Raw genomic sequence first — 24,326 nt, forward strand, 5'->3', positions numbered from 1 at the left:
AATCATTCAATCACTGCTGACTGATCTCAATCACATTTCCGTCGGGATCTTGAGTAAAGATGGCGGAGCGACCAGAGGCGCTGGCTTGAATAAGATAATTTTGACTTAGCAGTTCTTGTTTAGCTTGTTCTAAATCAGCTACTGCAAAAGCAATGTGGGGATTACGTCCCCATTTTTCGTTGGGGTTATCGGTTGGTACTGTGGATGCGACTATGAGATGAACTTGATAGTCGCCGACTTGATACCATGCACCAGGATATTTTAGGGAACGGTCAATTTTTGATAATCCCAACACTTGAGTGTAAAAGTTTTCAGCGCGTTCTAAGTCGGTAACGAGAATGGCTGTATGAAGGCTTTGGGTAATCTGCATAGTTACTAAAGTTCGCTTTTATTTAGATTTTGACGTATTAGCTGTGCAACTAGATTAAATCCCAGAATTGGAGATGAGATCACATCTGGGCAAGGGTTTGATAGCTTGAGCCTTCCAAAAGTCATGAAAATTTGACAATACTGAGGAGTAGAAAACTCAAATGTCATTAAATCATAACAATATGATCCCGCCAAAGCTATTAAATTCGTAAAAGCCCGAAAAAAGTACCTTTAGACCCCTTGATCAATACCGAGGGTTACTGGTTAATATTTACTTAACAAAACGACTCCTCCGATCCCGAAAAATGCTTACCCAAGCATTCAAGGAAATTGAAAGGGAGTGACCCTCATTTTAAAAGCGAATTAAAAAACTTTAAAAACTGGGCAAAACCAGGAGTCAGGAATAAGAAATTCATCTGAGAAGAATGACTTTTTTATCAAACATTCTCTAACTCAGAGAGATAATTACCTTTCAAACTACTGGAGGCCAAATTAATGGCAAAAGAACGCCCACCGCTAGAGGAGATGACACTGAGACAACTACGTAAAGTTGCCAGTGAGTATAGCGTCTCCCGCTATAGCCGAATGCGTAAATCACAGTTGTTGGCAGCAATTCAAGAGGTGCAGCGCAGCAAAGCGTCCCTTAGTCCATCTCGTTCACTTGAGGCACAGGAAACCGTGGAAGCAGCAAAATTTGAACTGGGTCAAGAAGACCGTACAGGTGGCTCTCTGGCTGATGTTGATGAAGGACTCGCCGATCTACCGGGTGGTTATGGTGAAAGCCGGATTGTACTTTTACCCCGTGATCCCCAATGGGCTTACACTTATTGGGATATTCCCAATGATCATAAAGAAGAACTGCGTCGTCAGGGCGGACAGCAATTAGCACTGCGGATTTATGATGTTACCGACATCAGTCTTGATTATCAAAGCCCCCACAGCATCCAAGAATATCCTGTTGATGAACTAGCCAGAGAATGGTATTTACCTATTCCTGTGAGCGATCGCGATTATGTTATCGATATTGGTTATCGGACTTTTGATGGTCGTTGGTTAGTTTTGGCGCGTTCTGCTCAAGTACACATTCCTCCTGTGTACCCATCTGACTGGATTGAAGATGTCTTCATCACTGTTAATTTTGAAGAAGACCTGCGCGGTAGAACTCTGTACGAACTAGTACCACCAGCTAAGAAACTGCCAACAGCAACTGGTACAAATGGAAACCCCATCTACGACCACATCTTTGGTTTAGCCGAATCTGCCGAAGCACAACGGGTTGCAGGTTCTCTGTTTGGTTCTATGCAGCACGTAGCTGGTTCTGTACGCCCCGAACAGGCTATCAGTTCCTACGTCTTCCCATCTGGTGTTGGTATGTGGGCTGTTCCCACCGTGTCTGGTTTAACCATGTCTGGTGCAGGAATGTCTGGTGTTGGCTTCTCAGCTTCCGCCGCACCCATTCGTCCCCGCCAGTTCTGGTTAATTGCTGATGCGGAATTGATTGTTTACGGTGCAACTGAACCTGATGCGACTGTAACAATCGGCGGTCGTGAAATTAAACTGAATCCCGATGGGACATTCCGCTTCCAGATGTCCTTCCAAGATGGTTTAATTGACTACCCAATTTTGGCTGTGGCTGCTGATGGTGAGCAAACACGCTCAATTCACATGAAGTTCAATCGTGAAACACCATCTCGCAATACGAATACCAAAGAAGAAGCTATTCCCGAATGGATTTTCTAAATAATCCACAATTAGAATTTTGAATTATTACCCGCTATAGTAAGTCTTTCTATAGCGGGTTTTTATTATCTTCGTAACTGAAGAAGTCGGGGATCTGAGCCTCGATTTTTTTGGTAACTATGACATCAAAATTTGACAAACAGTCGTGAAATCAATACGGTTTGGTTAACAAATGTATCTGTTGAGGTGAGCAGGGGGGCGGAGGAGCTTCAGGTGCAGGGGAGAGCGTAGCTTCGTTCCCCCTTTCACCCCTGCACCCCTGCACCCTTGCTTGCCTACACAAGTAAGTTTCTTATCCGAACCGTATTGGCCGTGGAATTTCATACGCGCTAAATAAACCCCTCATACCATTTCACTTTAAAAATGATACGGATATGCAAGTAGCGCCTCGACTTCTCCTGACGGAGACGCTGCGCGAACGCTCGGCGACCAGAAGCAGAGTTGCAGAGGAAGCGATTTCTATCAGTAATTTCGTGAAATGGTATCACACTGGAAGTCTGGCGCTATCAAACATATACGCTTCTTCATATCGATTTGGGATTACTCCTGCTCAATCAAACCATATAGAATTTTGAAGAAAAAAGGAATGTGGTTTTTAGCATCACATTCTTGTTCTGAATAAAATTTTCCTATCTCTAGCGTTAATCCATCTCTAAACGCCCGTTCTGAACTAGTCCATCCTTGAGGCGGTTGAATCTGTTTCCAATATTTTTTGGCTTTAGCAATTGTCAGTAAAGCTAAACTTAAGATGTTTTTATCGAAATTATTTTGACTATTTATAAAATTTATTTTCCAAGAAGTTTGAAAATTTTTGATATCATCAAAATCTAAATTTGAACAGTAGTTAATTCGATTAAATGTTTTTTCTAAGTTATTTTGTAAATCTATATCTTCATGCAAACTATCAACTATATCAAGATAAACTTGCTCAATATTCACAACTGAATCTTGATAGACAGGTGTATTTGAGTAATTGTCCAAGACTGACTGAATATCAGGTGTTAAAAAGTATGCTTCTTTGTGAACTAAGCCAGTCACCCATATACGATGATTTATACAATTCCCTTCATTAATTTTAGCTTTCTCATATAAATTGTAGAAAATAGAATCGGTATCTGTAAAAGCGTAATCGTTTTTTATGCTGGCTATTTGAATATCTAAATCTACAATGGCAAATAGCTGATGGGGACTGAGATAAGAGTTGGCAGGATTTTGATTATGTAAGTCTAAAATACTAAAAAATGTATTTAATACATCTTGGCGATCGCCGCAATTGATAAACTGAGGTCTATACTGCTTCCACCATCTTGGAACGCAAGCATGATAAAAGTTAGCATCAGGCATTTTATCCATATTTCTGTACGATTGAGGCGATAATCTACCTGACGTTTTTGGAATTTCGCCTTCACACAGTATAACTATTTTGTTGAGGATTCTTCTATCTTCTAGAATATATCGACAATGCTCTTCTAGCTCTGCTTCACTAAGACCCATATTTAGTTATTTTATAATTTGTTTGGCTTGATAAGTTTTGGTGGTAATTCTTTAACATGAGCAGGGGTAACTGCTTGACATAGCTCATAAGAATGAGTTGCTAAAATATATTGATTGCTAGGCGACCATTCTTCTAAATCCCTAACTATTTGATATTGCCAATCTGGATGAAATGCTATTTCAATTTCATCCATTAAAACAATTGCATTTTCTATTTTATTAGATTTAATCCATACATAGATACATAATTTTTTGAGTTCACCGTGACTTAAATCTTCTGGGTAAAGTTCTACATTATCGTTATCTCTTTTAAAATTAACGCCAGTAAAATCTTTGTTTAGGTTGATTTTTTTATTATTTAATACAGAATTTAAATCCTTTAATAATGTTTTATAATTATCTCCGTAACTTCCTGTTTCTATAGCTTGTCTAAAATCTTGATCACGAGCATCAGTAAAAGATTTAATCAGAATATCCATAGCCATAAAATCATAGGTGAAAAAATTAGGTAATTGAGTTTTATCCTCTTTTAAGTTCACATAATAACTATTTTCACCTTGGTTATTAAATAATAATTTCCTAGATTTAGCTGAAAGAAATAGAAAAATCTGTGAAATATGTGCTGCCAAGAATACTTTATCTGATAAATTAATAAAAAATGATTTTATATGTTTTATATCGGTTATATCTAAATTATCAAAATGGCACAGTAACATTTCTTTGTCATAATCAAAATTGTCAGAAGATATATCACATATATATATTGTCTTACTACTCTTAAGATATTTTGAAAATATTTTATTGAAATATTCTTTTCTCCGGTTTTTATCATTTATTAAAGAGAGCATTTCCTCAAAACTAGATTCTGATTTCGCCTTGTTTGTTTCATCATAGACATCTGTTACAGAAAAAATATTTTCATTGGTTTCATTATCATTATTTTCTTGTTCATAGTTATCTAATATAAAAGATTCTTTGCAAGTAAAAAACTCAAGTTCTATATTTTGTTTGCCATCCCAAATATCAATTATTGCTAAAACTCGCTTATCAGAGTCTTTATCAATCTTAAAACCTTCAATTAAATTTTTTAGAAAAATTATTCTATCTTTATGAATAGAACAATGGAGTAACACAAAAATTAATTGCAATAGTGTACTTTTGCCAGCACCATTCAAGCTACCCAGTGGAAATATACTAGGGGTGAATTCTTTTTCAAAAGAAATATCAACATTTTTTAAAACACGAAAATCAGGAACTCGAATTCTCTGCAAAAACATAAAAACTCCTATTTTTTAGTATTGATTAATGCTTGAAAATAAAAAGATACTTGCTCATCTCCTCTCGAATATGTTCTATTATGGCTGATGAAAACTTATGCAGTGGTAATCATTGGGAAAAAATCATTATCTATCAACATCTGCATAAGTTATGTGAATGCGGCTAATCTTAATTTTGCAGATAAGCATCTAAGTTGGGAACATCAATCCAACTGCTAGTTTGATGAGATTGATGGGATAAATCCATTAATAATTGGGAATAAACCCCTTCTCGTAAAGATGGGACAACTGACTGTTTTTGGTCAATTCCTTGTAGCCATTGGTCTACTACGCGGATGAATGCAGAAATACGTCCGTCGGTGAAGTTTTGGGTAAACATTAACGACTGAGGAATTTCAATTTCTGTGAGTGGTTGTCCGACTTGGGAACCCCAAACGCGAAAACCGTGGATGTAGTCTTTTTGATTTTCGCTGCCTAAGACTAATGTACCGCGATCGCCATACACCTCTAACCAATGAGTGCGCGGTGCGTGAACTACCGCACTAATATTCAGTTGACAAGGTGTGCCATCGGCTAATTCCAGGGACAACAAACAATTATCATCGGTTTCCACTGGCTTGAGTTGATTGGTGCTGGGGTCAAGGCGGTTGGGGATGGCGGTACTTAAATAAGCACTTAATCTGCGGACAGGCCCAAATAACCAATAAATATAATCAAAGGCGTGGGAACCCAAAGACCCCAAAGCACCACCGCCTTGGGCTTGAGACGAATACCAATTCCACGGGCGAGAAGTATCAGCGCGAGAAGAACCAAACCAATCAATTTTAATCAGGCGTTTGTTACCGACATAACCTGATGCTAATAAATCTGCAAATAATTGCCAGCCGGGAACAAAGCGAAATTCAAAATCTACTACCGCAGTTACTTGATTTGTAATTGCTAATTGATATAATTCTTTAGCTTCAGTTGCATTTAAACTTGTGGGTTTTTCTAATAATAAATGTTTACCTGCTTTTAGTACAGTTTTAGCCATTTCATAATGTAAAAATGGAGGTGTGGAAATACTAACTGCTTGTACTTCTGGGATGTTGACAATATCGGCAATATTAGTACAAGCATGAGGAATATTATGGGCATCAGCAATAACTTGGGCTTGATGAATATCCCGATGATAAACAGCAACTACATTAGTTCGAGGATGGGCAATCAACCCAGGGATATGAACTTTTTGACCAAATCCAGTCCCAACTACAGCCACACCAACTACATTTTGATTCATGGTTAATTCTGCACCTCTAAATTAAATTTAACAATAGCAAGACTATTTACATTAATCATCTTGAATAATTATCACCATATAATACGATAGTGATGACCTTCATTACAGAGGAAACGTCAGCGATCGCTCTGTAATGAATACTTGTTTTAGATTTTGGCTTGGCTTTTATTTCGCTGTGTCTCCAGCGTGATTTATGTTATGACTGCTGAAGATCATATTTTCTCACCTGTAAATGAATTGGTATTATCCGAAGAAGCCTTTTTCTTTGAGCGATCGCTTGATCTGCTGTCGGTAGTTGGTCTGGATGGCTACTTTCGGCGAATCAACCCAGCATTTACTCAAATCCTGGGTTACTCAGAAGCAGAATTTTTAGCCCGTCCTTTCTTGGACTTTGTGCATCCAGATGACCATATTGCCACCTTGGCAGAAATGGAGAAAATCAAGGCAGGTATACCCACACTCAATTTCCAGAATCGCTACCGGACAAAGGATGGCGATGATCGCTGGCTAGAGTGGACAGCATCACCACAAATTAGCAGGGGTGTGATTTACTGCGTAGCGCGAGATATTACCCAGCAAAAACAGACGGAAGTTACTCTACAAAACATCAACCAGGAACTAGAACAGCGCATTGCCAAACGAACTGCCGAATTAGAACAGGTAAATGCCGCACTGCGGGAGAGTGAAGAACGCAATCAATTAGCAATGGAAGTTGCCCGGATCTTTACTTTTGAATGGGATTTAATCACCGATGCAGTCAAGCGATCGCCTCAATGTGGTGTGATTTTAGGGTTAAGCCCATCATCAGCGCAACAAGATACAGGCGCAAATTTTTTTCAGCGTGTCCATCCTGATGATCGCGATCGCTTCAAAGGAATTATACAAACACTCAAACCTGAGAATAGCAGCTACAAAATTACCTATCGACTCCTGCGCCCAGATGAACAAATCGTCACCTTAGAAGAAAGTGGACGCGGATTTTTTGACCAGCAAGGAAGATTAATTCGCCTAATTGGGATGGTGGCAGACATTACAGAACGTCAGCGACTAGCAGCCGAATTAGAATCAAGTCGGGCAACCTTGCAACAGCAACTAACAGAAATTGAGACTATCTACCAATCTGCCCCCATTGGCTTAAATGTTCTCGATCCTGACCTGCGTTTTGTGCGAATTAACCAGCAATTGGCGGAAATTAATGGGTTTTCTGTAGAAGAACATCTTGGGCGCACCATCCGCGAGTTGTTACCTGACATTGCCGATACTGCCGAACAATTAATCCGTCCGATTTTTGACACAGGAGAACCATTACTGAATGTTGAAATTCGCGGGGAAACTCCGGCACAACCGGGCGTAGAAAGGGTTTGGTTAGAAAAATTTTTGCCGTTGAAGGACGGAGAACGTGTGATTGGTGTCAGTACTGTGTGTGAAGAAATTACTGAACGCAAACGCACCGAAGAACAACTACGTCAATTCAACTTGCTGATTGAGTTATCTTATGAACCGATACTGGTATGGAGTTTTGAGCAAGGCATTATCAGTTGGAATCAGGGTTGTGAGCAACTGTACGGTTATACAAGAGAACAAGTCATGGGGCAGAATACCCATATTCTGCTTCAAACAATTTACCCCTTACCATTAGCGGAACTGCTTACCATCTTAGAACGCGATCGCCAATGGACAGGAGAGTTAAAGCATACTACTCATACAGGACAGCAGGTAATTGTAGAAAGCCGTCAGCAACTAATTGAGACGAACGGACAGAAACTAGTTTTAGAAACCAACCGCGATATTACCGAACACAAAAAATCCGAGTTAGCCTTGCGTCGTTCAGAAGAACGTTATCGCACCCTGTTTAAGACGATGGAAGACGGTTTTTGTGTAATTGAAATGTTGTTTGATGAAAACAACAAACCAGTTGATTATTGCTTTTTAGAAATTAACCCTGCTTTTGAGCGAGAAACCGGACTTCGACAGGCAGTTGGTAAAACAGCCCGGCAACTTCTTCCTAATTTAGAAGAATTTTGGTTTGAAACTTATGGCAGAGTTGCCCTCACCGGTGAACCTGTGCGCTTTGAAAATGGCTCTGAGGTTATGAATCGCTGGTTTGAGGTTTATGCCTTCCCCATTGAACGGGCAGAAAACCGTAAAGTTGCCATTTTATTTAAGAATATTAGTTATCGCAAAGCCATAGAAACCCAACGAGAAAAATTACTCCAACAAGAACAAGCCGCCAGAGAAGCTGCCGAACGCGCCAATCAAATCAAGGATGAATTTTTGGCGATTCTCTCTCATGAATTACGAACGCCCTTAAACCCGATTTTGGGTTGGGCAAAAATGCTGCAATCACCCAAGATGAATGCCGAAAAACTCCAGCATGGCTTAATTACGATTGAGCGGAATGCCAAACAACAGGCGCAACTAATTGATGATCTTCTTGATATCTCCCGCATCATTCGTGGTAAACTCTCCCTCAGTTTTGGGGCTGTGAATTTATCGGAACCAATCGCTGCGGCTTTAGAAACTGTGAATTTAGCAGCACAGGCAAAAGCGATTAAATTAGATGTGTTACTAGAGCCATTAAAGGCTTATGTCAGAGGGGATGCAGGCAGATTACAACAAGTCATCTGGAATTTACTCTCAAATGCCATCAAATTTACCCCCCACAGTGGACAGGTAACAGTGCAACTCACTTGTATTAATAACCATGCACAAATTCAAGTGAGTGATACTGGTAAAGGCATCCAACCAGAATTTTTACCATTCGTGTTTGAGTTATTCCAACAACAGGATAGTTCCACAACTCGGAATTTTGGTGGGTTAGGGTTGGGGTTGGCGATCGCACGTAAAATTATTGAAGCACATGGGGGGAGTATCAATGCTGCCAGTGCCGGAGAAGGACAAGGGGCAACCTTTACGGTACAGTTACCTTTAATGTCTGCATTAAATCTCCATACTCCTGATGATTCCGACTCTCAAAAACTGAGTATAGAAAATCTCCGCGTGGTGGTGGTTGATGATGAGGCCGATTCCCTCGAACTGCTGAAGGTGATACTGGAACAAGAAGGCGCACTTGTCAAAGAAGTATTATCTCCGATTAAAGCCCTACCTTTGTTAGCTAAAACACCATTCGATTTGCTAATCAGTGACATTGGAATGCCAGACATGGACGGCTACACTTTTATTCATCAAGTGCGTCATCTAGTACCCCAATTTAACCGAGATATTCCCGCGATCGCTTTGACTGCTTTTGTTGGGGAGACAAATAAACGTCAAATCCTCGCGGCGGGATTTCAAGCACACCTCGCTAAACCAATTGAACCGCAACTACTACTAGATGCGATCGCTACATTAATCACTTGACATTCCTCGAATTAATTTGAGCCTAGTACAACAGTGAAATGCTACAACATTGTATCTAATGTATTTTATAGTGATTTTCACTTGGGTAAAATACAAATTTATCCGCGTTTATCCGCGTCCATCTGCGGTTAATTATTTTTCTTATACCTCGCTGAGTCGAGAACTGCTATATTTTGTTTGATTAATTAAAATAGATTTTTTCATATTAGTAATTTTACCGAAACTTTATAAAAATTAATTTTTATTCTTTTGTATATAAAAATCAGAATATATTTCTCAACAAACCTGGACAAATACTCGAAAAACCAATATCTATAAAATTAGATTACCGTAGAGTAATCATGCAATGACATGGTTTACAATACATAATCCATCCCAAAATTTATCTAAAAATATTGTGTATAGACGAATGTATGCGCCTACTAAACTGAAATTTTCTCCCTCACACTTAGTCACTATCACAGTACTACTAACCTTACTTTTATTTATTCCGCAAATTTGGCTGAATTGGCAAGCATATTATAATTTTAATAATATTACTAAAAATGAATTTAGATTACAAAAACTAAGTGATGAAATTGTTTATCTTGATGAAGTATTAACCATGTCGGCCAGGATGAATGCTGCCACAGGTAACACAATGTGGGAAAAACGATATCGTCAATTTGAACAAAAACTAGATGGAGCTATTCAAGAATCTATTAAATTAGCACCTCAAGCATATAACAGTGAAGATGCTAAAAAAATTGATGTGGCTAATCAGAAGTTAGTGAAAATGGAATATCAATCTTTTGATTTAGTGAAGGATAATAAACAACAAGCAGCACAACAACTACTTTCTAGCCGTGAATATGAAAATCAAAAGCAAATTTATGCTGATGGTGTTGCCAAAAGAAGATTGAATATAGCATTAGAATTACAACAACAAGTTGTTTATTATCGCCAAAAAATATTTTGGGCAATTTTAGGTTCTATTATCAGTTTAATATTGCTGATCCCTTCATGGCTTTTAGTATTGAGATTATTAAAAGAATATTTAAAAGCCAAAAAAATTGCTCAACTTGCCTTAGAAGAAACTAATTTGGCGCTAGAAACAAAAGTTGCAGCCAGGACAGAAACATTAAACCAGAAAAATATAGAACTAGAAAATACCTTGCAAGAACTACAAAGTACTCAAATACATTTAATTCAAACTGAAAAGATGTCTTCTCTTGGTCAGTTAGTTGCTGGTGTGGCTCATGAAATTAATAATCCTGTTAATTTTATTTACGGTAATTTAAAATATGCGCGGGAATATACTCAGCAATTAATGGATTTAATGAATTTATATCGACAAGAATATTCGGTTACTAATTCGCAAATAAATACTAAATTTAAAGAGTTGGATATAGAATTTATTTTGGATGATTTGCCTAAAATTTTATCATCAATGGAAGTTGGTGCTGATCGTATCCGCGAGATTGTACTAACATTACGTAACTTTTCTCGTCTTGATGAAGCCGAAATGAAACCTGTAGATATTCATGAAGGTATTGACAGTACTTTGTTAATTTTACAGTATCACCTGAAAGGTAAGACTGGTCAGCAAGAAATTAAAATCATTAAAGACTATTGTGAGAATTTACCTCAGATTGAATGTTATGCAGGTGGGTTAAATCAGGTGTTTATGAATATATTAAATAATGCTATTGATGCCCTAAGAGAAAAGGAAGTTGAAGAATTAAAGCAAAAAATTAAACAACAGACTAGTTATATTCAGATCCAAACACAAGTTAAAAACGAAAAATATATAATTATTCGCATTAAAGATAACGGTTTTGGTATACCAGAGGAAGTTAAAAGTAAACTATTTGACCCATTTTTTACTACTAAACCTGTGGGTAAAGGTACTGGCTTAGGATTATCTATTAGTTATCAAATTATTGTAGATAAGCACAAAGGAAATATTATCTGTAATTCTTCATCAGGTAATGGTACAGAATTTGTGATTGAGCTTCCTATCAAGCATATATGGGAATCTGATTTTGTTTCCGAATCTAGTTGTGTAGATAGGGAATAGGAAAGAAGCTTTATCTGGGTGTAGTATTTTTTTAAATAAAATATAGTTCCCAGGGTTAATTTATTACTTTCATCTTAAAATTCGCATAGTCAAAGGATAGCGATAATGTTCTCCGTGATAAGCTTTGATACCAGCAAATGTAACTAAAAATGATTGTAATAAAAATAAGGCAATAATTAAAAATGTCCAGACCAGAAGTAACCCATCTAACACCGATTTGACTTCATTGACTGCACCATTAGTTGTGATGGCAATACCACAGCTACCCAAAACGAGTAGTAAAGAAAAAATAATCACCACTAAAGTATATAAAGTTAAGGAAATTTGAAAGTTTAAAGATTCTCTACCTTGAAAGTCAATCCAAGGATATTTAGCTTTTTTCAGTCGCCAAATGACCAAGGGTAATAGAATATTCAATGGTAAATACAAGGGAATACCCAGAAAAACTAATCCAAATAACAATAGCCATGCGACTAAAGCCGAAATATGACATAACATCGCCCATGTACGCATTTGTTTTTGGACTTGTTTTCTCATGGCTTGTGAATGAGGAGATGGATAAATAGAATCTCTACTTACCACACTACCGTTAAACTAGCAGGAGAAAAGTTTAAAATTTAAGTATTTCTCGCTCATAATTTTCGGGTAAAGGTTCTACTTCCCAGACGATACCTTCCCCTGGTTCTAAAGCCACTTCAACAAACAGTTGTTCGACTGCGGTTGTAGCTATATCTTCGTTGTTGGGAAATGGCTGTAAGTCTTCTGTTAGCAGGCGCAGTTTAAAACCGCCGGGAATGGCTGCGCCGACTGTGGCGTTACGCAACTCAAACCGCCAATAAGGTGAGTCTGGTTCGCCTTGGGGGATAATTGTCAGTTCGTAGATTTGTCCGGCGATCGCTAACTGCCGTGATATATTTGCCTCAGTTGCTCTATCTTCGACACTCCGCGCCGCCGCACTTAATTCTAAATTCCATCGTTCCCAACCAATTGCTTGAGCAAGTTGCGATACACCACTTTCTAACCATTGCAACACAGAACGCTGTTCGGGTAAATTAATCCGACGTTCATATAAATTTTGTCGCCAACCGCTATGTTCAATTAACCCACCCCACAGTTGAAAAGGAATCGCTAACCGAGGGGTGATGACTTCCGCATTACCGAGGCGGTTAATTAAGTTTTGGGCTTGGGCTTGTGGTAGGGTGGGAATTACCGCAACAGTGGTGCGTGTTGCTTCGGCTGGACAAAATTCCCGCGCCACAGCTAAAACACTGATATCAGTAATTATCTCACTAGCATTGAGAGAATAGGTGCGATCGCCTGGATCATAATTACCCTGCTGCTTGAGTTGGGTGTGAGTACAATAACCCCAAACCCTGACATAACCTGCATCTGCTTCTACTTGCACCGCCAAATAATAATCTCCCACCCAACTCGGTAAATCTATCCATTCTTGGGGTACACGTAATTCACTGAAATCAATATTTTCACTGGGAACTAAGATAAACCTTGTTGCATCTACTGTAACAGCAGTTCCATTTACCAGTTCCCAAAAACTGGATAATGCAGTGGTAGTTGGCCAAACCTTTGCCTGTGGTGTAAAGTCCTCCTGTAACCAAGGTAAGACAGCATTCAGGCAAAGTTCATTCAAATAAGCTTGATATTCCGCAGTGGGATGAGAAAAAGCCTGACTACCTTGGGTAAATTCGGAAATCTCTAAAATTAAGTCTGTAGAATTAGCAAAAGTAACAGTCATAGCGGTTTCTCCAGGGAAAGGTTTGGCTTGTTTTGGCGCTACTAGGGAACATTCTCTTTCCCGCACAGGCTACAAAGAATTTAGCTAGAAGATGGACTGTAGTAATTTTGTAGCCATTCTTCCATCACAGCACTCATACTTTTAAGTAAGTCTGATGTCAGAGAAATATGCAGGCTATCTTGGCACCAATTAGCTAAAGACCGCAACAAAACCTCCTTAGCTTTCGTCAGTCGCCGGGAAACAGTATACTGCTTGATATCTAATTGTTTGGCGATCGCATCTTGATTGAGTTGCTTTGCGTAGTATAGTTGCAATATTTCCTGAATTTGGGCTTCTAATTGAGCGATCGCAGTTGATAATACTTGGTTAATCTCGCCTTGCTGTTGGCTTTTAGTTTGGGCTTCTTCTTGGGCGATGATTTCGTTAATTAACGATTCTTGTGTCCCCGGTAAATTATCCAATAACTCAAATCCATCATCACCGCCTAGAGAAACATTCAGAGAATCGGGGGTGGGATAAAGATATTTACGGACAGCTTTTGCCGCACTGAGTAACCATTTTTCCAGAGTTGGAGAATTAGCAGGTTGGCTGGTTTGGGAATTGTAGAATTTGGCGATCGCTTCCCAAGTGGCATCATCTGGGCGAGATAATTGGCGAGAATTACCTGCTTTGCTGGGAACATACAAAGTTTTAAACCCATTCCAAGCCAAAACATAGGCGTGAATTGTCTCAGGAGATAAACCAGCATTTTGCAAAGATTCTACCAACCGCTTTTGACTGGTTTTGCGTAACAAACCCCAATCGCTACAGATATCAACTTCTTGACGCTGGCGCAAAGTTTCGCGGATAGCAGTACTAAAAATCAGACTGGCGTAGTTTTTTAAGGTACTGCTTTGGGAAGGATTAAAATTTTTTAAGACAAGTTCAACTTGAGCGATCGCAATTTGGAAACAATCCGCCAATTTAAACTGGCTACTGGTGAAAGCTGCACTGGTTTTTTGCGATATCCAATAACAAGGTTCTTGTAAATAAGCTGTGAGATGTTGTCTCGCTAAAGCGGCGGCGGCTGAATCTTGCCAAAACTTATACCAATACAGCACCCAAAAATATTCCGAATTTTCTTTTGGTATTTGCTGAAGACAACTTTGGATGCTGCGACGCAAGCGTGATTCCGTCGCCCACCGACTGAAGCGATCGCCTTCAAACTGCACAAAAGTTGAAAAAATTTCAATAATGCTTTGTCGAGGTTGCATAAAAAAATTACAAGTCGACCGATAAAATAACGAAGCCTGCACAAACTTTACTACAAGGCTAGGAAATTTTGGACAATTTTTATCCGGTTTCAGGGGAGTAGCAATAGAACAAGTAATTGGTAGATGCACCCTGATAACTAATTCCCCTGGCTGGTTTACACCAACTGGGGGATTTTTTTTGCCTTGATTTCCTAAATCAGCAAAATTTTATCCGGTTTCAGGGGAGTAGCAATAGAACAAGTAATTGGTAGATGCACCCTGATAACTAATTCCCCTGGCTGGTTTATACCAACTAGGGGATTTTTTTGCCTTGATGGCCTAAATAATGTGACTTTGAAAACCTTTGGCGTAAGTCCTGTAGCTATTGAAGAGTTTAATCTTTCATCGCCATAACTTTGGGAGTTTCTGGTTGTAGTAAGCCATTTAACAGTGATGCTGGACGGTGGGTATAAGGCCAAGCAAAAGCGTGGCGAAAAGCCGCTTCTTGACAAGCTTGTAACTGTGCAAAGCTAATAATGTCGTAAGTCAAGAGATTTTCATATTCAAATGGCAAACGGACATTGTGTAACCCAGCATTATCTGTACAAATCGCAATATCTACCCCAGCTTCAAAACAACGGTCAAAAACTAATTTGAGTTGGCGGATATCCTGTAAAGTACCTGTTTTAATGTATGTGGTTGGACAAACTTCTAAACACTGTCCGCGTCTGGCAATTTCTGGAAGTAACTCTGGAGACAATAACGGAATTTGGATACCGTGACCAATGCGTTTGAGATAAGGTAAAAGTTCTGGGTAACAACCAGCCGTGGTTTCGTAAAGGTGTCCGGTAGTGTTCACACCTTGCGATCGCGCATAATCATACAAACTAATCCATTCTTGCAGGCGATCGGCATAATAGCTATCACCCCCAGCCACATCTATTCCACACACATATTGTCTGTTCTCCACAGCCAAATCAATAATCGCCTTATTCACCTCAAACGGCAAGCGCGAGTGCATACACAGAATTTGACTCGTCACAATCGGACATTCTTGAATATGACTAGCTTTACCCACCACATCGACAATTTCTGCCATTTTGTCAATTCGTTGTGATTGACTCAGATGTTCTGGTGTGCGTAGGTATGGAGTATAGCGCAGTTCCAGATAAGCCAAATTTTCAAATATATAAGCACCCCGCACCAAGCGATAAATAAAGTAAGGCAAAGTCTCCACAGTTTGCACACTTTCCACTAAAGTATGCAATTCCAAATATTCATCTAAAGTGTTACGAGGTCTGGTATAAAAATCTTCAAACTCCCCGTAGTTAGGAAAGCGAGAAATTAATTCTGTAGAATGTCGCTCAAAATATCGCCATAAAACGCGCGGTACAACGGAACCGCCCAAATGTCTGTGTAATTCAGCATGTAAAGCCATAGTAGTTTCTTTAGAAAATTTTATTAATGGTAACAAAAACATTAAAAAGAAACCTCTATACGGAGAGTAAGATTCTGTAAAGCTACGGTTAATTATTAGAATTTAGGCAAAAATTGCGAATTTTATAGTTAATAACTAGCAGAAAAGCAATCAGCATTTGATTTGATTTTTGAATAAATTCCGTACAGAACAATTAAGACTTCTGTATACAGAAGTCTTAAGTCAAAACTTAACGATATTAAGGATGATAACTACAGCAGTTTTCATCTCAGTCAAGTAAATTTTTCTAGTTCTATAGGACTCATATTTGATTTCTGAGAAAAAATCGGTACACCCAGATCAGGCTTCTTTCCTACTCCCTACCTACACAACTAGATTCAGGAATCAAACCGTATTCCTATAGCTCCTAGCCTAAACGTTTGTCATCACAAGTAATTTGACAGATAACAGATATGATATTAATAGGTAAAAGCTGCTAGAGAAAGTGCGATCACTACCCACTTTTTTTGACAAAAATATTACGTGTGAATTTATACTCGATATTATTTTCAGTATTAGCAACAAGTCACCACTCCTAGAGTTTGTTTCTTGAGTGACTTGACATATTTAGCCGTATATGTATAGAATAGCGATTTGTGGAAACTTTACCTCATAATATAAACGCTTGGCTAACGTCATTGTCATAGGTGCTCAGTGGGGCGACGAAGGGAAGGGTAAAATCACCGACTTACTCAGCCGTTCCGCAGATGTAGTGGTACGTTACCAAGGGGGTGTCAATGCTGGGCATACAATCGTAGCTCAGAACCAAACTTTTAAACTCCACCTGATTCCCTCTGGTATTTTGTATCCAGATACCGAGTGCATCATTGGCTGTGGGACAGTCATTGATCCACAGGTTTTGATTGCAGAACTCGACCAACTAGAAAAACTCAATATTTCCACTGCCAAACTGTTGATATCTGAAACAGCCCATGTCACGATGCCATACCATCGGTTGATTGACAAGGCATCAGAAGAACGGCGGGGAAGCCATAAAATCGGGACAACCGGTCGAGGAATTGGCCCAACTTATGCTGATAAATCAGAGCGTACAGGCATCAGAGTTTTAGATTTGATGGACTCAGAAGGTCTGCGCGACCAGTTAGAGTGGACAATCAATTATAAAAACGTCATTTTAGAAAAACTTTACAACCTGCCGCCTTTAGACCCAAAAAAAATCATTGACGAGTATTTGGGTTATGCCGATCGCTTGCGTCCTTACGTAATTGATACATCGTTGAAAATATACGATGCCATTCTGCGAAGACGCAACATCTTGTTTGAAGGAGCGCAAGGTACACTCCTGGACTTAGATCATGGCACTTATCCTTATGTTACCTCCTCTAACCCCGTAGCAGGTGGAGCTTGCGTAGGTACAGGATTAGGGCCGACAATGATAGATCGGGTAATTGGCGTATCTAAAGCCTATACAACCCGTGTGGGAGAAGGGCCTTTCCCCACAGAGTTGCATGGAGATTTAGGCGAACATTTGTGCGATCGCGGCGCAGAATTCGGCACAACCACCGGACGTAAGCGGCGATGTGGCTGGTTTGATGCCGTAATTGGTCGCTATGCCGTCCGCATTAACGGGATGGATTGTATGGCCATCACCAAACTTGATGTGCTTGACGAATTAGAGGAAATTCAAGTTTGCGTCGCCTATGAAATAGATGGCGAACGCTGCGAACATTTCCCCACCAGTTCCCGTCAGTTTGCCCGTTGTCGCCCCATCTACAAAACCTTACCAGGATGGCAGCAGTCTACAAGTGACTGCCGTACCTTAGAAGACTTGCCACAGCAAGCCCTAGACTACCTAAAATTCTTAGCAGAATTAATGGAAGTCCCAATTGCGATCGTCTCTTTAGGCGCAAGCCGCGATCAAACCATAATTGTAGAAGACCCCATTCACGGCCCCAAACGTGCATTACTACACGCTGACGGCACACCTGCCTCCTTGCTGAGTGCATAGTATTTAGTCATTCGTCATTGGTCATTCGTCATTAGTAAATGACAAAGGACAAATGACAAAGGACAAATGACAAAGGACAAATGACAAAGGACAAATAACATGACTGTGACAGTTGAATCTCAAAAACGCCCAGAAGGCAGTAAGCCAAATGCTTTACGTCGTTCTGGTTTAATCCCCGCCAACTTATACGGACATAACGGTTCTGAATCTATTTCTTTGGTAGTTGATGCCAAAGAAGTTGAACGCCTGCTCAAAAAAGCAGCTGTGAACAAAACCGAAATTGAACTCAACATTCCTGAACTGCAATGGACTGGTAAAACAGTTTTAAAAGAAGTTCAAGTCCACCCAGCTAAGGGTACACCTTATCACTTGAGTTTCTATGCTGGTGCAAAACGCTAGAACAATTGCATTATTTGTTTTTCTAGATAGTTTAACTGTGAAATAATTGCTGATGATGCCAGGGGTAAAACCCTGGTTTTTTGTTAAGCTACTAATTTAGATGAAAAAAGGGCTAGAGGCTAGGGATTAGGGTCTAGAGGATGTCTGAGAAGTATTAAATATTGCGCTTGATCCCCCAACCGGATTTAAAGTCCCCCTCTTTAAGGCTACGGTGTACACACAAATATTCGTGTAGTGTATCTGTCCCGCCTCGGAATGAATTCCGAGTCTCATAGCGCAAGTCATCTGAAGATGACTCAACTAAAAATGTATTCCAGTCCACTTAAGTGGACTTTGGCTATGAGCCTGGAACTTTAGTTCAAGGCGGGATAGGGTTTCATACTACAAATTTTTGACTTGTGTGTACACGGTAGCTCTTTAAGGGGGGGTTTAGGGGGATCTACAAGTCTTAAGTACAACACCAAAAAGTTTTCAGACATTCTCTTAGAGGTTAGAGATTAGAGGTTAGTTTTTTCACAAACATAAACATATCTTTTTCCTTCGTTCTAGCCCCCAGCCCCTAGCCTCTAGCCCCTAGCCTCTACCAACAAAAATATGACAGAAGTAACTCTTCCACCTTTAATTCAGCAGATGTTACAGCCTGAGTTTTATCCCCACCCTGTAACAGAACCAATTCGACTCAGCCAAACCCACGTTTCTTATGTGCTGTTAACAGGAAACTACGCCTATAAGCTGAAAAAACCCGTGAATTTTGGGTTTTTGGATTTTTCGACTTTGGAGAAACGACAGCATTTTTGTCAGGAAGAATTACGACTCAATCAACGGGGCGCGGCTGAATTATATTTGGAAGTTTTACCCATCACCCAAGAAGGCGAAAAATATCATTTAGGCGGCGCAGGTGAGCCTGTAGAGTATGTACTCAAAATGCGCGAGTTTCCCCAAGAAACACTATTAAGTAACTTGTTTGCCCAAGGCAAGTTAAATGAAGCGCATTTAGAAGAATTGGGTCGGGTTGTGGCGCAGTATCATGCTAAAACCGAGACAAATGATTACATTCGCAGTTTTGGCGAAGTTCCGCAAATAAGGGCGGCGTTTGATGAAAACTACGAGCAAACGGAAAAATATATCGGTGGCCCCCAGACACAACAGCAGTTTGATGACAGCAAAGCTTATACTGATAAATTTTTTGCCGACAGACAAGAATTATTCCACACAAGAATGCAAAATCACCGCATTCGAGAATGTCATGGTGACTTACACCTGCGGAATATTTGTCTATGGCAAGATAAAATTCTCTTATTTGATTGCATAGAGTTTAACGAACCGTTTCGCTTTGTCGATGTCATGTTCGATATTGCTTATGCGGTGATGGATTTAGAAGCGCAAGCACGTCCAGACTTGAGTAATGCTTATTTAAATACCTATCTAGAGCAGACTGGCGACTGGGAAGGCTTAGAGGTATTACCAATATATTTAAACCGACAGTCTTATGTCCGGGCGAAAGTCACGTCATTTTTATTAGATGATCCTGGTGTACCAGCAGAAGTTAAACAAGAAGCAGCACAAACCGCCGCCAAATATTACAAGCTGGCTTGGGAATATACTCAACCCAAACAAGGAAGCCTAATTTTAATGTCGGGCTTGTCGGGTTCAGGGAAGAGTACAACCGCAAAATATTTGGCGCGACAATTGAACGCCATTCATATTCGCTCTGATGCAGTGCGGAAGCATTTGGGCGGCATTTCTTTGGCGGAACGGGGTGGTGATGATTTGTATACGCCGGAAATGACGCAAAAAACTTATGCACGGTTGTTAAACTTGGGAACTATACTAGCTAATCAAGGTTTCACGGTGATTTTAGATGCTAAGTATGACCGACAACAACAGCGACAAGAAGCTATTTCCCAAGCGCAACAGTACCAACTGCCTCTGCAAATTGTTCACTGTACAGCGCCCGTAGAAGTAATTCGAGAACGTCTCATTCATCGTACTGGTGATATTGCTGATGCTACGGTAGATTTATTAGCATCACAACTCAAGCAAGTGGAAACTTTTAGTGCAGCAGAAACACCTTACGTCCATACTTGGGATACAACTCAAGCAAACGAGGCACAATTAAAACTTCTGCGCGAGAAAAGGGTTTAAAGGGCAAGGGGGTAAAAGGTATTTGTAAAAATTTTCTCCCTACCCTACCCCCTGGTTACTGAGCGCAGTCGTTCGCGGAGCGTCTCGCAGAGAAGTACACCCCTATACATTTACACCCTTAGTAAACTCATGGCGAAAAATAACAACTTATTTAATTTCACCCCTGACTTTATTTCTCAATTAATTTTTGGGTCATTTTTAACGTTCATCTTGATATTGACGGGTTCCCCGACCTCCCTGAGTATTTTCTTGGGCATTCTGGGTGGATTTAGCTTGGGCTGGCTTACTAGTGCCAGTAAAACTAGTCCCCAAGCGCCAACCATAGCCTCTTCTGATGGTATTGATGCGGGGCTGAAATATTGGTTATTGTTCTTGCTGGGCTTTGTGTGGTTGGGCTATTCAGCACCAATGAGTATTTTACTAGGGGGAATAGGTGCTGTTGGTGGCGGTTGGATTATTGCTTGGTGGGGCAGCAAAGAAGAAACGAGAACTCAGCTACCGCAAAGTTTAATTGAGGGAGAGGAAACAGTAGGTGAAAGATCCACTAAACAACAAAAAAGAAGACCAACTCGCCGCTTCCGTCGCGCTAGAGGGATTAATTTAAGATTTTGGCAGAGGTAGTGCGATGGGAACTTATATCGTGTCCAGTCAAAGACTTATCATCCAGACCGCAGAGGAAGCAGAGGTGCAGAGGAGAAGGTTTTAAGGTTTCTGCACAGATTCTCGGAATCACCACTCACTGCGTAATACCAATTCTATGTGAGTCTGCATTTAACCTTCATATTTCTTCTTTCTTTGTGTTCTACCCTTCTCCCAAAGGGAGACGCTACGCGAACGGGAAGCCGCTATCGCGTCTATGCGCCCTTTGTGGTTCGTTCTTTAATTCAGTGCATCTTCATACAGAATTGGTATAAGTCCTATTACTTATGAACTAGTCCAGCAATGGCGGTGATTAATTTGGCAGGATCGGCGGGTTTGGCGATGTGCAGTTGAAATCCGGCTGCGAAGACTAGTTGTTGTGTTGTCTCGGCAGCGTAAGCAGTAAGGGCGATCGCAGGAATTGTACCACCTTGATCAGCCGGCAGCGATCGCACTTTGCGAATCAACGCATAGCCATCAACATCGGGCATCCCTAAATCACTTAAGAGTAAATCTGGGGGCGACTGGGCGATGGCTTCCCAGGCGGCTTGGGCAGATGCAGCTGTGGTGACGATGGCTCCTTGCTGTTCCAAAAAAAATGCCATAAATTCCCTTGTATCTACATCGTCATCCACAATTAACAGCTTGATGCCTTCCAGGGGCTGAGAAATCAAAGAAAAGGGATAGGAATTACCCACTAATTTTTTTTCGGTTATGACTAATTCTTGATTTGCTGGCTGGGCTGGTAAACAAACTGTAAATGTTGCGCCTTGTTCTTCCCCTGGACTTTCTGCCCAAACTCTGCCACCATGTAACTCAACTAATTGGCGAACAATTGCCAAGCCTAGCCCTAGTCCGCCTGATCTGCGCGTAATGCTGCTATCTGCTTGACGAAAATATTCAAATACGAATGGTAAAAATTCCCCACTAATACCTTTACCTGTATCCTGAACTTGGATTTGGGCTTGGGAACCTACTTGGGTTAAATACACATTCACTTGGCCGCCATCTGGGGTAAATTTGACAGCGTTCGATAACAAATTCCAAACAATTTGTTGCAAACGACTGCTATCACCTTTTACTTGTCCAATGTTGGCATCAAGATGCAGTTGAATTTGAATTGATTTGGCTTCTGCGGCCAATTGCACTGTTTCTAAGGCTGCTTCAATGGTCGAAGCAAGGTTAACATTTTCTAAATTCAGTGATAATTTACCGCGCAGAATGCGAGAGATATCTAATAAATCATCAATGAGTTGCACCTGCAATTCGGCGTTGCGTTCGATTGTTTCTAAGGCGCGAAGACTGGCGGCTTCGTTGAGGGTGCGTTTACGGAGTAGCTTTGACCAACCCAAAATCGGATTGAGGGGCGATCGCAGTTCATGAGAAACTATAGCTAGAAATTCATCTTTAATGCGGTTGGCTGACTCTGCGGCTTCTTTGGCTTGCTGACGTTCTGCGGCTAAGGCTAAAGCTTGATCTCGTAAGTGCTTGTATTCTTGGACTCTAAAAGTTAAATCAGTCACATCTTGAATTGAAAACAGGGCATAAAACCCATTCCCTTCTAATGCAGGTACAGACGTTACGGTTGTGTGTTGAATGCGGTATTTATCTTGCGGTAACGCTACAGGAATCACATATTTATGCAGTTGTGAAGAAAAAATTGTCGGCGGCCCACCTTCAAAAATTTGCTTTAAGCGAATTGCATAACGAGGTTGATGCAAATGGGGAAAATAATCATTAATCGAGTTGCCTAAAATCTGATATCTGGGGATTTTTGTCCATTCTTCTAAAGCACAATTCCAAAATAAAACGGTGTGTTCCGAATCTAATATAAAAGTTCCCAAAGGAATTTGGTCTAACAAGCTATATTTTTCTTGGGCTTGCTCAATTCTGTTCATCTGCTCACACTGTTTTTATTTGGTGCTGTTCAACCTAATAGGAATTGTCCGCCAATAGTGATATTTCTTCGTCAATCACATGGATTAACGCATCAAATGTTCCCACTTCAAAAATTAAAATAATATCACCAATCAGTTCTAATTGTGCAATTGTAAACCGGGCTTGCGCTAGTAGAATTTTAGTTGCCTCACTAGCATTAGCAGGTAATAATAAATTATCAATCTTATCCTCTAAATATACAGGCAAAGCGTAATTCATGTGTTGCTTTAACACATTACTAATGGAACCCATCACACCATTAATCACAATATTACCAACCTCAGTAAGTGTGCCAATTTTTACTGCATCTAAATCATCTGATCCAGGCTCTTCACCAGTCAAAACTGACACTAATGCTGAGGCGCTTTCTGTAGGAAAAATTAATCCAGCAGTGCCATAAAATGAGCCTGTAAAGTTTAGTTTGACAGATGCTAAACTCGTATCATTAAATCGGCTATTTAATTCTTGGTAAGCTGCCGTTGCTGTTAAAATTTTTACAAAAGGAATTTCTAAGTGAATGTGGGAATCCACCATTTCATTGAGTAAACTGGCGGCTCGACCAACTCCAATATTGATTAATTCTTGTAAAGCATCTAGTTGATCTGCTGTCACATTCATCGGAATTTATTCCTTGGTTTTAATAGCTTGCTGTACTGCTGCGCGTAATTCTTGTTCTTTGGGTGGTTTATTAATAAAATTAACTGCTCCTAAGCTGTAACTTTGATTGCGGGCGCTTTCTTGAATATCTGCGGAAATGATAATTGTGGGAATGTTTAAGCCTTCATCTTGTAAAGCCTGGAGAAATTCAAACCCGTTCATTTCTGGCATTAGTAAATCAGCCAACACACAATTAGGCTGAGATTGATGAACTATTTCTAATCCTTCACGTCCATTACTGGCTTCTAATATTTCATATCCATCTACTTGCAGAAACTTCCGAATCATTCTGCGAGAAAAAGCCGCATCATCAATAATTAACACTAAGCTCATCAGCCTGTTCCTGAAAAATTTATTTGCTTATATTTCTTTATTGTAAATTTGTGATTTCGCCTAGAAGTCTTGTTAAATAAAACGCAGAGTTTTGCAATTATTTTTAATTTTTATATAAATTAATTTTATATTTTTTCAACAAAATCAACATACCCTCAAGCAACATATAGTGCTGAAACTATAATGCTACTTTGAGGATACTTTTG

General features: G+C 39.9%; 18 protein-coding genes. 7 read left to right on the forward strand and 11 right to left on the reverse strand.

Going from position 1 to position 24,326, the window contains the following annotated elements; all coding sequences use genetic code 11:
* Nucleotides 1-10: 10 nt before the first annotated feature.
* Nucleotides 11-370, reverse strand: a complete 360-nt coding sequence (locus H6G28_RS04430; protein ID WP_190589479.1) for a VOC family protein — start codon at nucleotides 368-370, stop codon at nucleotides 11-13.
* Nucleotides 371-864: 494 nt separating this feature from the next.
* Here H6G28_RS04430 and H6G28_RS04435 point away from each other — a divergent pair, with 494 nt between their 5' ends.
* Entirely contained in the window at nucleotides 865-2,109 is a 1,245-nt protein-coding gene (locus tag H6G28_RS04435) for a DUF4912 domain-containing protein (RefSeq protein WP_190589480.1), read from the forward strand.
* Between the two features lie 540 nt (nucleotides 2,110-2,649).
* Here the strand turns inward: H6G28_RS04435 and H6G28_RS04440 are convergent.
* From H6G28_RS04440 to H6G28_RS04450, 3 genes are all read right to left on the reverse strand, one after another.
* Nucleotides 2,650-3,603, reverse strand: a complete 954-nt coding sequence (locus H6G28_RS04440; protein ID WP_190669213.1) for a hypothetical protein — start codon at nucleotides 3,601-3,603, stop codon at nucleotides 2,650-2,652.
* An 11-nt stretch (nucleotides 3,604-3,614) separates the two neighbouring features.
* Nucleotides 3,615-4,880: an AAA family ATPase gene (locus tag H6G28_RS04445; RefSeq protein ID WP_190669214.1), complete on the reverse strand. Its 1,266-nt coding sequence runs from the start codon at nucleotides 4,878-4,880 to the stop codon at nucleotides 3,615-3,617.
* Nucleotides 4,881-5,049: 169 nt separating this feature from the next.
* Nucleotides 5,050-6,159, reverse strand: coding sequence for a Gfo/Idh/MocA family protein (locus H6G28_RS04450; protein WP_190669215.1), 1,110 nt, complete (start codon nucleotides 6,157-6,159; stop codon nucleotides 5,050-5,052).
* Nucleotides 6,160-6,357: 198 nt separating this feature from the next.
* On the opposite strand from H6G28_RS04450, the gene H6G28_RS04455 reads away from it, so the two are divergent.
* Nucleotides 6,358-9,519 carry a PAS domain S-box protein gene (locus H6G28_RS04455; protein WP_190669217.1) on the forward strand — a complete coding sequence of 1,054 codons (3,162 nt, stop codon included), beginning with the start codon at nucleotides 6,358-6,360 and terminating at the stop codon, nucleotides 9,517-9,519.
* Nucleotides 9,520-9,928: 409 nt separating this feature from the next.
* Complete coding sequence (locus tag H6G28_RS04460; RefSeq protein ID WP_190669310.1) at nucleotides 9,929-11,578, forward strand: sensor histidine kinase; 1,650 nt, start codon at nucleotides 9,929-9,931, stop codon at nucleotides 11,576-11,578.
* Between the two features lie 69 nt (nucleotides 11,579-11,647).
* Here the strand turns inward: H6G28_RS04460 and H6G28_RS04465 are convergent, their stop codons facing one another.
* From H6G28_RS04465 to H6G28_RS04480, 4 genes are all read right to left on the reverse strand, one after another.
* Nucleotides 11,648-12,115, reverse strand: a complete 468-nt coding sequence (locus H6G28_RS04465) for a DUF4870 domain-containing protein (RefSeq protein ID WP_190669219.1) — start codon at nucleotides 12,113-12,115, stop codon at nucleotides 11,648-11,650.
* Nucleotides 12,116-12,188: 73 nt separating this feature from the next.
* The gene (locus tag H6G28_RS04470) at nucleotides 12,189-13,331 is read right to left on the reverse strand and encodes a DUF1822 family protein (protein ID WP_190589521.1); all 1,143 of its coding nucleotides are present in this window, start codon (nucleotides 13,329-13,331) and stop codon (nucleotides 12,189-12,191) included.
* 80 nt (nucleotides 13,332-13,411) lie between these two features.
* Nucleotides 13,412-14,584 (reverse strand): sigma-70 family RNA polymerase sigma factor, encoded by a 1,173-nt coding sequence (locus H6G28_RS04475; RefSeq protein WP_190589486.1) that lies wholly within the window; start codon nucleotides 14,582-14,584, stop codon nucleotides 13,412-13,414.
* 373 nt (nucleotides 14,585-14,957) lie between these two features.
* Complete coding sequence (locus tag H6G28_RS04480; RefSeq protein ID WP_190589487.1) at nucleotides 14,958-16,001, reverse strand: adenosine deaminase; 1,044 nt, start codon at nucleotides 15,999-16,001, stop codon at nucleotides 14,958-14,960.
* Between the two features lie 664 nt (nucleotides 16,002-16,665).
* Between H6G28_RS04480 and H6G28_RS04485 the strand changes: the two genes are divergently transcribed.
* The 4 genes from H6G28_RS04485 to H6G28_RS04500 all read left to right on the forward strand — a co-directional run bounded on the left by H6G28_RS04485 (nucleotide 16,666) and on the right by H6G28_RS04500 (nucleotide 21,174).
* Nucleotides 16,666-18,009, forward strand: coding sequence for an adenylosuccinate synthase (locus tag H6G28_RS04485; RefSeq protein ID WP_190669221.1), 1,344 nt, complete (start codon nucleotides 16,666-16,668; stop codon nucleotides 18,007-18,009).
* 99 nt (nucleotides 18,010-18,108) lie between these two features.
* A complete protein-coding gene (gene rplY / locus H6G28_RS04490) occupies nucleotides 18,109-18,408 on the forward strand; it encodes a 50S ribosomal protein L25 (protein WP_190589489.1) in 300 nt (99 codons plus the stop codon).
* Between the two features lie 594 nt (nucleotides 18,409-19,002).
* Nucleotides 19,003-20,553, forward strand: coding sequence for a bifunctional aminoglycoside phosphotransferase/ATP-binding protein (locus tag H6G28_RS04495; RefSeq protein WP_190669223.1), 1,551 nt, complete (start codon nucleotides 19,003-19,005; stop codon nucleotides 20,551-20,553).
* 129 nt (nucleotides 20,554-20,682) lie between these two features.
* Nucleotides 20,683-21,174 carry a hypothetical protein gene (locus H6G28_RS04500; RefSeq protein ID WP_190589491.1) on the forward strand — a complete coding sequence of 164 codons (492 nt, stop codon included), beginning with the start codon at nucleotides 20,683-20,685 and terminating at the stop codon, nucleotides 21,172-21,174.
* A 299-nt stretch (nucleotides 21,175-21,473) separates the two neighbouring features.
* Here H6G28_RS04500 and H6G28_RS04505 read toward each other — a convergent pair whose 3' ends face one another.
* From H6G28_RS04505 to H6G28_RS04515, 3 genes are read right to left on the reverse strand one after another with little or no spacing between them, the layout of a single operon-like run.
* Complete coding sequence (locus tag H6G28_RS04505) at nucleotides 21,474-23,090, reverse strand: hybrid sensor histidine kinase/response regulator (RefSeq protein WP_190669225.1); 1,617 nt, start codon at nucleotides 23,088-23,090, stop codon at nucleotides 21,474-21,476.
* 34 nt (nucleotides 23,091-23,124) lie between these two features.
* Nucleotides 23,125-23,748, reverse strand: coding sequence for a chemotaxis protein CheC (locus H6G28_RS04510; protein ID WP_190589493.1), 624 nt, complete (start codon nucleotides 23,746-23,748; stop codon nucleotides 23,125-23,127).
* Between the two features lie 6 nt (nucleotides 23,749-23,754).
* Nucleotides 23,755-24,120 (reverse strand): response regulator, encoded by a 366-nt coding sequence (locus H6G28_RS04515; RefSeq protein ID WP_190589494.1) that lies wholly within the window; start codon nucleotides 24,118-24,120, stop codon nucleotides 23,755-23,757.
* Nucleotides 24,121-24,326 lie beyond the last annotated feature (206 nt).

Source organism: Nostoc sp. FACHB-190, assembly GCF_014696905.1.
Classification (GTDB): domain Bacteria; phylum Cyanobacteriota; class Cyanobacteriia; order Cyanobacteriales; family Nostocaceae; genus Nostoc_B.